Origin of the sequence: Alkalimarinus coralli (genome assembly GCF_023650515.1) — a bacterium.
Taxonomy (GTDB): domain Bacteria; phylum Pseudomonadota; class Gammaproteobacteria; order Pseudomonadales; family Oleiphilaceae; genus Alkalimarinus; species Alkalimarinus coralli.
This window is the reverse complement of record NZ_CP096016.1, coordinates 2,028,904-2,042,039: the sequence shown is the minus strand read 5'-3', so window position 1 is coordinate 2,042,039 and position 13,136 is coordinate 2,028,904. Positions and strand designations below refer to the sequence as shown.

Annotated in this window: 16 protein-coding genes; 15 read left to right on the top strand and 1 reads right to left on the bottom strand. The window is 44.5% G+C overall.

All coding sequences use genetic code 11. From position 1 onward, the window contains the following. Window position 1: 1 nt before the first annotated feature. From MY523_RS09040 to MY523_RS09010, 7 genes are all read left to right on the top strand, one after another. Window positions 2–535, top strand: coding sequence for a nuclear transport factor 2 family protein (locus tag MY523_RS09040; protein ID WP_250658449.1), 534 nt, complete (start codon window positions 2–4; stop codon window positions 533–535). Between the two features lie 109 nt (window positions 536–644). Further along, entirely contained in the window at window positions 645–1,466 is an 822-nt protein-coding gene (locus MY523_RS09035) for an SDR family NAD(P)-dependent oxidoreductase (RefSeq protein WP_250658448.1), read from the top strand. 47 nt (window positions 1,467–1,513) lie between these two features. Further along, entirely contained in the window at window positions 1,514–2,779 is a 1,266-nt protein-coding gene (locus MY523_RS09030; RefSeq protein ID WP_250658447.1) for an NAD(P)/FAD-dependent oxidoreductase, read from the top strand. After that, entirely contained in the window at window positions 2,776–3,621 is an 846-nt protein-coding gene (locus MY523_RS09025; protein ID WP_250658446.1) for a DUF1365 domain-containing protein, read from the top strand. The genes MY523_RS09030 and MY523_RS09025 overlap by 4 nt, the downstream gene beginning before the upstream one ends. A gap of 67 nt (window positions 3,622–3,688) precedes the next feature. Further along, on the top strand, window positions 3,689–4,951 hold the full coding sequence (locus MY523_RS09020) for an SAM-dependent methyltransferase (protein WP_250658445.1): 1,263 nt from the start codon (window positions 3,689–3,691) through the stop codon (window positions 4,949–4,951). A gap of 32 nt (window positions 4,952–4,983) precedes the next feature. Continuing rightward, window positions 4,984–5,523 (top strand): DUF2878 domain-containing protein, encoded by a 540-nt coding sequence (locus tag MY523_RS09015; RefSeq protein ID WP_250658444.1) that lies wholly within the window; start codon window positions 4,984–4,986, stop codon window positions 5,521–5,523. Further along, entirely contained in the window at window positions 5,517–6,233 is a 717-nt protein-coding gene (locus MY523_RS09010; protein ID WP_250658443.1) for a hypothetical protein, read from the top strand. The genes MY523_RS09015 and MY523_RS09010 overlap by 7 nt, the downstream gene beginning before the upstream one ends. A gap of 414 nt (window positions 6,234–6,647) precedes the next feature. Here MY523_RS09010 and MY523_RS09005 read toward each other — a convergent pair whose 3' ends face one another. Beyond that, entirely contained in the window at window positions 6,648–8,414 is a 1,767-nt protein-coding gene (locus tag MY523_RS09005; RefSeq protein WP_250658442.1) for an acyl-CoA dehydrogenase family protein, read from the bottom strand. Window positions 8,415–8,616: 202 nt separating this feature from the next. Between MY523_RS09005 and tnpA the strand changes: the two genes are divergently transcribed. The 8 genes from tnpA (at window position 8,617) to MY523_RS08965 (ending at window position 13,115) form a co-directional block, all read left to right on the top strand. Then, entirely contained in the window at window positions 8,617–8,946 is a 330-nt protein-coding gene (gene tnpA / locus MY523_RS09000) for an IS66 family insertion sequence element accessory protein TnpA (protein ID WP_250656444.1), read from the top strand. Next, on the top strand, window positions 8,943–9,308 hold the full coding sequence (gene tnpB, locus MY523_RS08995) for an IS66 family insertion sequence element accessory protein TnpB (protein ID WP_250656445.1): 366 nt from the start codon (window positions 8,943–8,945) through the stop codon (window positions 9,306–9,308). The genes tnpA and tnpB overlap by 4 nt, the downstream gene beginning before the upstream one ends. A gap of 35 nt (window positions 9,309–9,343) precedes the next feature. Next, a complete protein-coding gene (tnpC, locus tag MY523_RS08990; protein ID WP_338021696.1) occupies window positions 9,344–10,999 on the top strand; it encodes an IS66 family transposase in 1,656 nt (551 codons plus the stop codon). A 148-nt stretch (window positions 11,000–11,147) separates the two neighbouring features. Beyond that, on the top strand, window positions 11,148–11,522 hold the full coding sequence (locus tag MY523_RS08985) for a hypothetical protein (protein WP_250658441.1): 375 nt from the start codon (window positions 11,148–11,150) through the stop codon (window positions 11,520–11,522). A 232-nt stretch (window positions 11,523–11,754) separates the two neighbouring features. Continuing rightward, a complete protein-coding gene (locus tag MY523_RS08980; RefSeq protein ID WP_250658440.1) occupies window positions 11,755–11,997 on the top strand; it encodes a type II toxin-antitoxin system Phd/YefM family antitoxin in 243 nt (80 codons plus the stop codon). Then, window positions 11,994–12,257 (top strand): Txe/YoeB family addiction module toxin, encoded by a 264-nt coding sequence (locus tag MY523_RS08975; protein ID WP_250658439.1) that lies wholly within the window; start codon window positions 11,994–11,996, stop codon window positions 12,255–12,257. Before MY523_RS08980 ends, MY523_RS08975 begins: the two co-directional genes overlap by 4 nt. Window positions 12,258–12,529: 272 nt before the next feature. Beyond that, complete coding sequence (locus MY523_RS08970; protein ID WP_250658438.1) at window positions 12,530–12,727, top strand: hypothetical protein; 198 nt, start codon at window positions 12,530–12,532, stop codon at window positions 12,725–12,727. 25 nt (window positions 12,728–12,752) lie between these two features. Beyond that, window positions 12,753–13,115 carry a hypothetical protein gene (locus tag MY523_RS08965; protein WP_250658437.1) on the top strand — a complete coding sequence of 121 codons (363 nt, stop codon included), beginning with the start codon at window positions 12,753–12,755 and terminating at the stop codon, window positions 13,113–13,115. Window positions 13,116–13,136 lie beyond the last annotated feature (21 nt).

Genomic DNA, 13,136 nt, shown 5'->3' with positions numbered 1-13,136 from the left:
CATGCCGAGTTCACCAAAAGTGAAAAACTCGTCTAATGCGAGCCCCAAAAAGCGTTCGGGTAAACGAGCTACTAGCGATCAGTTGATGGGTGCACCTGCTAAGGCAAATTTGGAAATAGTTGAGAATTTTAAGTCGCTATTCCTGCAACTTAATGCAAGCAACTGTCAAAGCAATATTGTTGATGATGTTTATCGCTCTGATGTGATTTTTCAGGACAGCTTTCATCGCATAGAAGGTGTGAGCGAATTGAAAACATACTTTAGCGCGTTGTATCAAAACTTAAAGAGCAGTGAGTTTGTATTTCACGATCAGTGGGTTGCAGATGGCAGTGCAATGATTACATGGACAATGCACTACTCTCATCGGAGGCTCAATCGCGGCAAAAAAATCAGCGTTGAGGGCGCGACTGAACTTAGGTTTAGCGAGAAAGTTTACTCACATAAAGATTACTTCGACGGCGGTCGCTTACTGTACGAACATGTCCCTGTTTTAGGTACCGCTATCAAACAGCTCAAGAAATACATGGCGGATTAGCGCACACGAAGCTGTTTAGGGCCAAAGCCGTCTGGAGCTGAACAGAAGCCAGTAGAAAACAGTCAGTAGAAAACAGCCAGTAGAAGATTAATCAGTAGAGGTTAGTCAAATGAGCCGCAAGCAGGATTCAAAAGCAATATGGATAGTAGGAGCATCTTCAGGGATTGGCGAGGCGTTATTTCGTAAGATCGACGCCCCAGGCGTTACGGTGTTCATCAGTGCAAGAAATAGTGCAGCGTTAGAGTCGTTGGCACAGTCAGCTAAAGGCGAGGTGGTTGCACTGCCTTTGGATATTACAGATCAGCGTTCGGTACAACATGCCGCAGATGAGATAACTAACCAAGTCGGCCATATTGATCAAGTAATTGTGAACGCCGGCACCTGCGAATATATCAATTCAGATAAGGTTGATATGGGCGCGATGCGACGTGTAATGGATACCAACTTCTGGGGCGCGCTGAATATTATTAATGCATCGTTGCCGCTGCTAAGAGCGTTCTTGAGAAACAAACCGGGTGGTCAGCCCCAGCTGGCAATTATGTCTAGCAGTGTCACGTACCAGCCGCTACCGAGGGCGGGTGCCTACGGCGCATCAAAAGCGGCATTAAGGTATTTTGCAGAATCATTGAAGCTCGACCTGCAGCATGAAGGAATCGATATCAGGGTGATCAGTCCTGGTTTTGTCAAAACCCCGCTAACAGACAAAAATGATTTTGATATGCCGTTTATGATCGATGCTGATGAAGCGGCAGAAAGAATTGTTAACGGTCTAAGCAGCCGCCGTTTTGATGTTCACTTCCCATCCCGCTTTACACGCATCTTAAAAATGATCTCTCTATTGCCAGATAGAATTCGATTCAAATTGGTGGGTAAGGCTTCTCGCCATACTGACACGGGAAATACCGACACAGTGCACACACATGATGCGTGAAATAAGAATGCGTAGATGACAACAATGACAAGGTCGAAAGGATAACTATGAGTCAGAAGCAAAAAATTGCCATTATTGGTTCAGGTATAGCGGGGTTAACCGCGGGTTACCTGTTGAGCAAAGAGCATGATGTAACCTTATTTGAAGCGAATGATTACCTCGGTGGGCACACACATACCCGTGACGTCACTTTGGCTGGCAAGACTTACCCTGTTAATACCGGGTTTATCGTGTTTAACGACTGGACCTATCCAAACTTTATTGAATTGATGCAACAGCTTGGTGTGCAAAGCGAAGCATCCGATATGAGCTTTAGTGTTCGATGTGAGAATACAGGGCTGGAGTACAATGGAACTCGTTTGAATACCTTGTTTGCACAGCGGCTTAATATTTTGAAACCGTCATTTTTAAGAATGATCTACGATATTATTAAGTTTAACAAGCAAACGGTAAATGCACTCAAGAATGATGAAGTGAGTGATAACCAGACGCTTGGCGAGTTCGTAACGCAACATGGCTACTCAGACGCGTTTGTTAACTATTATATTGTTCCGATGGGCGCTGCTATATGGTCTGCTTCTGTTGATGTGATGATGGAGTTTCCGCTCAAATTTTTTCTACGATTCTTTAATAATCATGGCATGCTCAGTGTTGATGAGCGACCCCAATGGCGAGTACTAAGTGGTGGATCACGGTCCTATATTGAACCGATTACCCGACCCTATAAAGAGAACATAAAACTCAATACACCCATTGTTTCGGTGGTTAGAAATGACCATGGCGTTGTACTAACAACAGATGTGGGTGAGCAATACGCCTTTGACCAAGTAGTATTCGGTTGCCATAGCGATCAGGCGTTGAGAATGCTGGATCAGCCAACCGCTCTGGAAAGCGAAATATTAGGGGCGCTGCCTTATCAAATGAATCAGGTTGTTTTGCATACCGACCAACGTCTGATGCCAAAGAAAAAAGCGGCATGGGCGGCGTGGAACTATCATATTCCCCAGCGTGCAAACGACTGTGCAATGGTGACGTATAACATGAATATATTACAAAACTTTGATGATGCGCCCGAGACGATCATGGTTACATTGAATCGCTCGCAAGAAATTGATCCGTCAAAAGTGATAGATCGTTATCAGTATAGTCACCCTGTGTTTTCGCTGGATGGTATCAAGGCCCAGCAAAGGCATTCAGAGATTAGCGGGCATAACCGAACCCATTATTGTGGTGCCTATTGGTTTAACGGCTTTCATGAAGATGGCGTGAATAGTGGCTTGCGGGTTGCAGAAGCGTTTGGTTTATCACTATGACTAAGGATAAGAATAAGGGGAGCAAGTTCGTGCAAAGTGCTGTATATACCGGAACGGTAAGGCACCGGCGGTTTACTCCACATCCGCATAAGTTTCATTACCCGTTGTTTATGCTCTACCTGGATCTTGATGAGCTACCAATACTGTTTAAGACAAAGTGGTTCTGTTCGTTGGAACGTTTCAACCTCGTTAGTTTTAGACGTAAAGATTACTTCGCACCGAAAGAGCCCGACTTAAAGCAATCGATTATTAATCGGGTTGTTGACTGGTACAAACAAAATGCAGAGTCAGCGCCAGAGATTTTACATGTTAGAGCACTGATGCATGTACGCTACGTCAACCTGGTGTTTAACCCCGTTGTGTTTTATTACTGCTTCGATGCCCAGCAGCAGTTGAAGACTATAGTTGCTGAGATTACCAATACCCCATGGGGTGAGCGGCACGATTATGTATTGCCGATTAATCAGTCACTAGGTGAAATGAAATACCAAAAGGGTGGGGCGGATAAACATATCTTAAAGTTTGAAAAACGGTTTCATGTTTCTCCTTTCAACCCCATGAACATGGACTATAGATGGGTATTTGACTCCCCGGATAACTCATTACTTGTGCACATGGAAAATAGGATGAGCCAGGCTAGCGCAGGGTGTGATGGTGATGTTGATAAACACTTCGATGCGACCTTGACGTTAGAACGCAAGTCGTTTGAACAGGCGTTTGCAAAAATACTGATCCAATATCCGTTTATTACCGTAAAAGTAATTATAGGTATTTACTGGCAGGCATTTAGGCTCTGGCTAAAACGGAATCCGTTTTATGACCATCCCAAGCACAGAGAGTAGAACCTGTTCACTAACGAAGCGTTAAGCGACATTGAACGTTATGCAAATTAAGGGTAGGGGTTTTGGTATGAATAGTTCAGTTGCGGTAATCGGAAACAATAAAATCAGCCGATTTAGTTTGGCGAACATTGCGAAAAAATTGGTCTGGAGCCGCTTGTCTGAGCTGCATACAGGCACCATTGTTATTGTAGAAGAAGGTGTTCAGCACTCATTTGGCGAAGCCAGGCAGCCTGGCACCGATCTATACAGTGAGATGCATATTCGTGATCTCAGTTGTTATGCTGATATTCTAACTGGAGGAAGTATAGGCGCAGCCGAAGCCTATATGACCGGGGATTGGACGACGCCAGATTTGACCATGCTGATACGCGTAATGGCAAAAAATATGGATGTGCTCGACCAGCTGGAAGGGGGACTGGCCGCACTATCTAAGCCCATGTTGAAGTGGTTTCATCGACTTAATCAGAATACAGAAAAAGGCTCAAGAAGGAATATTGCCTCTCACTATGATCTAGGTAATGAGTTTTTCAAGTTATTTCTAGACCCTACCATGATGTACTCATCCGGCATTTTTCCTTATGAAGGGGCTACCATGCAAGAAGCCTCTGAGCATAAGCTCCGCAGGATTTGTGAGAAACTGCAGCTCACTCCAGACGATCATGTTGTAGAAATAGGGACTGGTTGGGGAGGCTTTGCGATATATGCTGCCAAGCATTTTGGATGCAATGTCACGTCAACAACCATATCGCAACAGCAGTATCTCTTGGCCAAAGAACGAGTCGAGAAAGAAGGGTTGCAAGATAAGATAACGTTGCTAACGGAAGACTACCGTAATCTCGAAGGGCAATATGATAAGCTGGTATCGATTGAGATGATTGAGGCGGTTGGTTGGCAGTATTACGAAACATTCTTTGAGAAATGCTCCGGCCTGTTAAAACCCGAAGGCACGATGCTTATTCAAGCGATTACGATTGAAGATCAGCGCTACGAAAAGGCAAAGAAAGATGTCGACTTTATCCAGAAATATATCTTTCCCGGCAGCTGTATCCCTTCAATCAATGCACTCAATACAGCTTCAATGAACGCATCAGACATGAGGTTAATTCACCTTGATGATTTTGCAGAGCACTATGCAAAAACCTTGCATGCCTGGAGCCTGGAGTTAACCAGGCATCTTGAGAAAGCATACGCACAAGGATATAGCGAAGACTTTATTCGCATGTGGTTTTTTTACCTGTCCTACTGTGAAGGAGGGTTCAAGGAAAGGACGATTGGTGTCTCTCATCTGGTGTTTGCAAAACCCCAGTTTCGTAAAGAAAAGATCATATAGTCGTTGTTCAGCATATGAGCGGGGTAGGCCGCATGAAAGCACGTTTTGACTGCCATCTCTTTTTTAATGCGCTGCTATTTCAGTGTTGCTGGTTTCTGGCCATATTCAGTCAGTGGTATTGGGCGCTTGTCCTGCTGCTGGTAATGATTGGGCATACCTATCAAACCAGCAGCCATAAATGGAAAGAGTTAAAACTGTGTGCAGTCGTAAGTTTTTCAGGGATAACGATTGATACCTTGCTCAAAGCGAGCAGCATCTATACCTTTGGTGACGAACTATTGCTCACTCCACGAAGCATTCCCCTGTGGCTGTGCATTTTATGGGTTGCTTTTGCATTAACGCTCAATCACTCGCTCAAATGGCTTGTAAATAGGGCTGGATGGTTTGTGTTGGGTTGTGCAGTGGCAGGCCCTTTATCGTATCTCGCGGGTAGAAGCAATGGCGTGATCAGTTTCTCTAACGCGTCACTTGTTTTTATCTCAATTGAGTGGGTTGTGATTGCGCTATTAACCCTTTTTCTGACCTCTCCGAGTCTGTTCTACAACCGAATGGCAAGGAGGTTCCAATGCTAAATAAAGTGTTTGGCCTGCTGCTGTTTACGTTAGCCAGCGCAGTGCAAGGTAACAATATCCTGGAATTTCAGGGTAATGCCTATGACCCGGAAACCAGACAGCTTATTTATATAGAAAAGCACCGAGTGCTGCTGAATCAAGAAGGGCGGTACCTTTCGAGCACTGTTAAGTACCAGACTCCCAACGGCGCACTGTTCGCCGAAAAGCAGGTGGATTACTCAGGCAGTTCGATAGCGCCATCATTTACCTTTATTGATTTTAGAATGGACAGCAGAGTCAGTGTAGTTCGAGGTGATCAGAGTATCTATTTAAACTCTGAAAACGGGGCCAGCGAAACAACGAGAAAGGTAGCGGTAGATGTTTCAAAACCCGTCGTGGTAGACGCAGGCTTTGATCGGCTTATATATGAAAACTGGCAAAGGCTGTTAGAGAGCAAAGACTTATCATTTGCATTTTTGGCTATCAGCCGCGCACAGCTGGTTAATTTGGACGTTATTGAGAAAGCGCGCACCAAAGATACCGTTGTATATCGCATTACGCCGAGTAACTTTTTCTTCCGACTGCTGGTCGACCCCATAGAGTTAACGTACGACCTGAAGAATAAACAGCTGCTGCGCTTTGAGGGCCTAACCAATATCGCCAAGAGCGAAAATGGCAAGGTGAAAGATGAGAACTATGTTGCAGTGATTAACTATCGATATGCCCAGTAATTAATCATCACTCGACGATCCTAAATCAATGAGGGTTCTATTTTGTCGTTACATACAAGTAAGAAAGAAATGGCTGCGAAGCTAAAGCGCCCAAGCGACGACAGTGCCAGCTTCAAAAGGGGACGTGGGTTGCCTTGTCGCGGGTGTCTGCCAAGCTGTACCCACTATAACCGTTGTGACGGGCGACCATGGACGATGAGTTAAACTTTTTGAATCATGAACTCCTTGCCGCGAGCAGAAGTCAGGCAGATTGTTAACTCTAGTATCGAGAAGATCAAAACCGTTTTGTTATAACTCGCGCTCAGTACTAACACGAGACGACGATAATATATTCATACGTCGGTTTGGGTGTAAGGATGAGTAGAGAGCAAATAATTCACTCTCTACGTGAAGGTCAAGTTTTACCAAATAGCTCTAAAACTCTTCTTGCGAAAATGTCATTAACGACTCCTTGCCAGCTTTAACATCTTCCGCGAGCGCAATCATTTCAGGGTAGAACAACCGATAGAAATGGTCGGCTGTCTTGCGCTTGCCGGATAAGAACGTTTCTCTAAAGCGGCTGGTGGTTGATGAACTTTCAGTTTGGTTGGCCATTTTGGCCCACAGCACTGCCAGCGTGGTTAAGGCGAACATCCTTAACAACGGAGTCGCTATTGCAGCCGCTTCTATCGGATCCTTAGCAGATCGTATTACCAGGCCGCCCAATGTCTCCTGAAGTACCTCGATAAAACGATTAGCGGTTGCAAGATGCTGCTTATTTGCAATGCCTTCGAGCAGACTTTTCATCTCCGAAAGGTAGACCTGTGCGAGGCGTCCGTTGTGCATGGTTAGCTTTCGACCCACTAAATCCAGTGCTTGAATCCCGTTTGTGCCTTCATAGATACGCGAGATTCTGCCATCCCTTAATAACTGCTCGACAGGCCAGTCCTGGGTAAAACCAGCCCCTCCCATTGACTGCAATGCTTGGTCACAGCTTGCAAAACCTTCATCAGTTAAAAACGATTTCACAATGGGGGTCATAAGCTGGACGATATCATCAGAACGTTCTCTCTGAGACGACTCCGGGTGACTATGGCTATAATCAAGGTGAAGTCCCGTCCAATAGGCTATAGCTCTGGAGCCTTCAATAATCGCCTTTTGTCTTAACAACATGCGACGAACGTCAGGGTGCACAATAATGGGGTCAGCCTTTTGATTGGGCTGTGCTGCTCCATCGAGTGAACGGCTTTGTAGTCGCTCCTTGGCAAACCCCCGCGATACCTGATAAGCGGTTTCTGCCAGCCCCAGCCCTTGTATTCCTACCATAATTCGTGCCGCATTCATCATAGTAAACATACACTTAAGGCCTTGGTTAGGCTCACCAATTAGCCAGCCAGTGGCGTCTTCAAAATTCATTACACATGTAGCAGAGCCATTGATCCCCATTTTGTGTTCAAGGCCACCGCAGAAAACGGTATTACGTTCCCCGTTTTCGAGTATTTTGGGCACTAAAAATAGTGAAATACCACGGCTTCCTTCGGGTGCATCGGGTAGCTTTGCAAGCACAAGGTGAACAATATTATCTACCAGATCGTTTTCGCCGCCGGTAATCCAGATTTTAGTGCCTGTGATTTTATAAACATCGTTGTCGGGTGTGGCTTTGGTGTTAATCAGTCCTAAGTCAGTACCGCACTGAGGTTCCGTCAAGCACATCGTGCCAGTCCACTCACCCGTAATTAGTTTTGGAAGGTACGCTTTTTGGAGATGGTCGTTGCCATGTTTTGTCAGGCAATCAATTGCGCCATGAGAAAGGCCTGGGTACATACCAAAAGAAAGATTGGTGGAGCAGACCATTTCATCGACAATCATTTTAAGAAGGTGAGGGAGGCCTTGTCCGCCAAACTCTGGTGATGCTGACAGGCCACTCCAGCCGCCCTGAATGTAATGTTTATAGGCGTCTTTAAACCCGGACGGTGTTGTTACAGAGTGGCTTTCGGGGTTATAGGTGCAGCCTTCTCGATCTCCTTGCGCATTAACGGGCAGCAATACCTGCTCCGCGAGCTTTGCTGCTTCTTCAATGACTGCTTTGAGTAGTTCTTCCGTTGCGTCTTCAAAACCTTCGCATTCAGTTAGCCTGTTTGCTTTTAAGGTATCAAAAAGTAGAAAGTAAATATTGTCTAAAGGTGCGTTATAGTGGCTCACATTTAACCTCTCAACTATCGGTTTCTGGCCTGCTTACAGGCCTGTATAGCGATGTCTGCAACAAGATTTCTTGTGCAATCAGTACTGGTTTACGTAAGTTATTGCGTATTTGGATCATAGTAAGCGATGTTAAATCAGCACCTTTTAATCTTCCAGCGACTACTTGAAAATTTCTCCTAACCACACACGCGGGAGAAAAGACATGGAAAACAGCCAACTTGATCAATTAAACACCTACTGGATGCAGCAGGTTACCGCCTGGAAAGCATCCGGGCTGCCTCAAACCACATTTTGTAAAAAACATGACCTCATTTACCACCGCTTCATCTATTGGAAACTGAAGTTCGAAGGTACTTCTCAATCGTCACCGTCAGTCACTCAAGGTAGCGAATTTGTTAAAGTACTCCCCGGAGGCTTCGGTTTTCAGCAAGCGTCAGGTCTAACAATTAATTTCCCAAATGGGATGACTGTTGACGGCCTCTCGGACACTAACTTTGATTTGGTGTGCCAGCTCATTAAGCGTCTATCATGACGCACTACTTTCGCCCCAGTTACGAGATGCCCGCCATTTTTCTGTATCGCGATCCCGTTGATTTCCGGAAAAGCATACGAGGGCTTTCAGCACTTGTCGAACAGGAGTTGGCGCATAATCCATTTGACGGTGCGCTTTATGCGTTTACCAACCGACAGCGCAATAAAATCAAATGCCTTTTCTGGGAGAATAATGGTTTTGTGCTCTATTACAAATCCCTTGCTGAAGAAAAGTTTCGTTGGCCTCGCCATGGTGAAGACGTCATTTCTCTTTCCGGTCAACAGATTAACTGGCTGCTTGATGGTTATGACATTAGCCTGATGAAAGGGCATAAAAAACTGCATTATGAATCAGTGTTTTAGCGTCTTTTTATCGCTCGTATGCTATAATTCGCGCTATGAAAAAGGCGATAAAAACTCAGCAAAATCAACGCAATGACGCGGCTCCAACTGTTCAGGAGCTGCTTGCGTTGTTAGCCGAAAAGAATCAAAAAATTGAGGAGCAAGATCGCCAACTCGAAGAAAAAGACACCCTCCTCAACGCCCAGCAAAAACACCTGGGCGACAAAGAAAAACTCATCAACAAGCAGCAAAAGACTATCCAGCTAATGGAAGAACAATTGCGTCTGGCCACCTTGAGAAAGTTTGCTGCCAGCAGTGAAAAGATGCCCTGGCAGGGAGACTTCTTCGATGAGGTCGAACTGGAAGAAGCGCTTGTTGAGTTGGAAGATGACGTTCCCGAAGAAGATCGGGTGATTCCACGTAAGAAAAAGCGAAACCGTGGCTTTTCCGACAAACTCCCCCGTGAGCAGATCTTTCTGCGTCTGTCCGATGAAGACAAAGCGGATGCTATCAAAACCTTCTTCACTAAAGTGAAAGAAGAGCTGGAGTTTATTCCTGCTCAGTTGAAGGTCCTCGAATTTTGGCAGGAGAAGGCCGTCTTCGAGGATGATGGCGAGGAATCCATCATCGCGGCCCAACGACCAACTCACCCATTGGGAAAGTGTTTTGCTACCCCTTCTTTACTTGCTCACATTGTAACAGCCAAGTATGCCGATGGCTTACCACTGTATCGTACCGAAAACATCTTAAAACGGTATGGTGCCGATGTGAGTCGTACCAATATGGCTAACTGGGTAATCCGTCTGGAGAATGTATTCAAGCCGTTGATCAACCTGATGCGGGAAGTCCAACTTGAAAGCGATTACCTGCAAGCTGATGAAAGCCGAATACAAGTACTGAAAGAAAGCGGGAAACCCGCCACCTCTGATAAGTGGATGTGGGTGGTCAGAGGTGGGCCACCCGATACCCCGGTAGTGTTATTTGAATATGATACATCGCGTTCCGGTGACGTGCCTGTTCGACTGTTGGAAGGTTTTTGTGGTTTCCTGCAGACAGATGGTTATGCAGGCTACAACAAAGTGTGCGAAGAAAATGACATTATCCGCATTGGTTGCTGGGACCATTGCCGGAGAAAATTTGTTGAAGCTGTTCGTGCAGCGCCCACAAAAAAGAAAGGCGCCAAACGAAGTAAGGCAGAACAAGCCGTGTTGCAAATACGAAAGCTTTATGCCGTTGAGAAGTCCATAAAAGAGTTGGATGTATCAGAGAAAAATCGTATCCGGCAGGAAAAGAGTTTACCCTTGCTTGAAGAGTTCAAGCTGTGGCTGAAGCAGAACAAAGGCAAAGTGCTAAAAGACAGCCAAACATACACCGCCATCAATTACTGCTTAAATCAATGGGATTATCTAATCGCTTATTGTGAAGATGGTCGTCTTAATATCAGCAATGCATTGGCAGAAAATGCTATCAGACCTTTTGCCGTAGGAAGAAGAGCCTGGCTTTTTGCCGATACGCCTAAAGGTGCTTGCGCAAGTGCAGCCTGTTACAGCCTGGTAGAAACAGCAAAGGCAAACGGGCTGGAGCCATATGCCTACATACGACACGTACTATTGAACATTGCCGATGCTGATACCGTAGAGAAATTAGAAGCACTCTTGCCTTGGAATGTTGACCAGGAGCCTTTTTCAAAAAATGTGCCGCAGTATGGTTAGGGGTTAGTAGGCGGATTTATTGGCGCTTACGGATCATAATCTGGCAATAAAAAGATCCATTTGTCTGGGTAAACCGTATATTGGCTGAATGGTCAAGCGCGGGTGAACTAAGTGGGATAGCACTAAATTTCGTGTAAGTGGAGTTGATATGCATAAATTAAGATGGATTGGCTCGTTATATCTATTGTCTGGTGCCTGGTGTACGTTTCAGCCTGCCCTGGCATCGAATTTCTTGGGGCTTGAGCTAATAAATATGATCGGGAAGGGGGAATTCTTTACCGTATATGGTGGTTTGCAGGTCGGGTTAGGGCTTGCAATGATCATAAGCTCTTTCGTGAAAGCGTATACCGAAGCGGCCCTATACTTCTCAGCCATTTTTTCAACCAGTCTACTGTCATTCAGGCTTATTGCCTTATATCGCTTTGGTGCTAGCGGAGAGTTAATAGTGTTAGCCATACTAGAAGCCTTGATCGCCGTAATATTGTGGCTTGGGTGGAAAAACTCACGAACAGCTAGGGTTTGATATAAAAGTACTTCTGAGAGCTTCTTTTAAACTGTTGGCCGCAATGTAGAAAAGTGCTCTAATTGGCTGATAATGATTAAATTGGTGTGGGTGTTTCAAAAAAGGTATTTCTGAGTTTCTGGGAATAGGTTTTTTGGGAAGGCTCCCATGAATGAGCTTTAGTTTTAAAAACTAATCTTGCCGTTACGTACGTTTAGGCGTACGATGTTGTTCTCTGTTTAGGAGAATAGTAATGAAAACTCTTACGGCAAGTGAAGCTAGGGCAAATTTGTACAGGCTATTAGATCAAACTTCAGAAACTCATCAGCCAATAACTATTTCAGGCAAAAGAAATAGTGCTGTATTAGTTTCCAGTGAAGACTGGGAATCAATTCAAGAAACCCTTTATCTTTTAACTGTTCCGGGCATGAGAGAAAGTATTCAACAAGGAATGGAAGAGCCTATTGAAAACTGTTCTAAGGAGCTTGATTGGTGAGTTGGGAACTCGTGTATACCAAGCAAGCTCAAAAAGATGCAAAGAAACTTGCGTCCTCGGGTCTAAAAAGTAAAGCAAAGTATTTGCTAGAAATTATCGAAAATAATCCTTTTGAAAACCCACCGCCATTTGAAAAATTGGTTGGTGATTTATCTGGTGCAATGTCGCGCCGTATTAATATTCAGCATCGGATTGTGTACCAAGTTTACGAAGAGCAAAAAGTCATAAAAATTCTGCGTATGTGGACACATTATGAATAATGGCAACGTTTGTTCAGCATACAACGCGCTCAACTCGGACGCCGCAATGCTGTAATCCGTTTTGCAAAAACACGCAGAACCGCCGCCGCCATTTCTTCGCCGTTTAGCGGGGCGTTCAGGCTGTAGAATAACTAAATTGGATATTGTTCAAGTGATATTGAACATAAAATAGACTAAAGATGGCGCTACTACGTGAAAAGTAGATAGGTTTTACCTCTACTTTTTATTTTAAATTTACGTACGTGCGCTAGTGTTTTAAAGGGAAATAAAACATGAATAAAAACCAAAGAATAGCATTTTGGTCTACTTTTATTGGCTTTTGTATTACAGGTACTATCGGCATATACTTTCAAGGGGCTTTTGACGATCTAAGTCTTGGCGGGTCACTTATACTCACTAGCTTTTATTTGGCTGTGGGCTATTTCATTCATAAGTATATAAGATCAAACCCAGAAGAAATCGAAAAATAACACTAAAAACACAAGGATTGTTGTTGTGAAAATTAAAAAACTCGTCATTATACTATCAATATTTCTATCTAGCTGCGCAACAAAAGTGAATCACGATCAAGCACTTGATACTTGGTTAGGGTCTGATTTAGATAGCCTCATTCGCTCTTGGGGTGCGCCTCAAAGCGGTTATGGTTTAGTGAACGGTGATCAAATTATCGAGTATAAAGCGAGAAGTGCAGTTCATTTAAAAAATCACACAACAGCGCCATACAATCAACGAGAGATACTATTCAGGTGTGTGACACGATTTACTGTGAGTTCATCAAGGGTTATTACGAATTGGAGTAGAGAAGGCAATGACTGCAAGGCTCAACCTAAAAACACTAACAAGACACTCACGCTATAAAAAATCAATATTTCATCATCC

Coding starts and splice junctions, on each gene's coding strand:
- MY523_RS09025 (WP_250658446.1), top strand. CDS start 2,776: ATGACTAAGGATAAGAATAAGGGGAGCAAGTTCGTGCAAAGTGCTGTA.
- MY523_RS09020 (WP_250658445.1), top strand. CDS start 3,689: ATGAATAGTTCAGTTGCGGTAATCGGAAACAATAAAATCAGCCGATTT.
- MY523_RS09030 (WP_250658447.1), top strand. CDS start 1,514: ATGAGTCAGAAGCAAAAAATTGCCATTATTGGTTCAGGTATAGCGGGG.
- MY523_RS09035 (WP_250658448.1), top strand. CDS start 645: ATGAGCCGCAAGCAGGATTCAAAAGCAATATGGATAGTAGGAGCATCT.
- MY523_RS08980 (WP_250658440.1), top strand. CDS start 11,755: ATGAAAACTCTTACGGCAAGTGAAGCTAGGGCAAATTTGTACAGGCTA.
- tnpC (WP_338021696.1), top strand. CDS start 9,344: ATGAAAAAGGCGATAAAAACTCAGCAAAATCAACGCAATGACGCGGCT.
- MY523_RS08970 (WP_250658438.1), top strand. CDS start 12,530: ATGAATAAAAACCAAAGAATAGCATTTTGGTCTACTTTTATTGGCTTT.
- MY523_RS09040 (WP_250658449.1), top strand. CDS start 2: ATGCCGAGTTCACCAAAAGTGAAAAACTCGTCTAATGCGAGCCCCAAA.
- MY523_RS08985 (WP_250658441.1), top strand. CDS start 11,148: ATGCATAAATTAAGATGGATTGGCTCGTTATATCTATTGTCTGGTGCC.
- MY523_RS09015 (WP_250658444.1), top strand. CDS start 4,984: ATGAAAGCACGTTTTGACTGCCATCTCTTTTTTAATGCGCTGCTATTT.
- MY523_RS09010 (WP_250658443.1), top strand. CDS start 5,517: ATGCTAAATAAAGTGTTTGGCCTGCTGCTGTTTACGTTAGCCAGCGCA.
- tnpA (WP_250656444.1), top strand. CDS start 8,617: ATGGAAAACAGCCAACTTGATCAATTAAACACCTACTGGATGCAGCAG.
- tnpB (WP_250656445.1), top strand. CDS start 8,943: ATGACGCACTACTTTCGCCCCAGTTACGAGATGCCCGCCATTTTTCTG.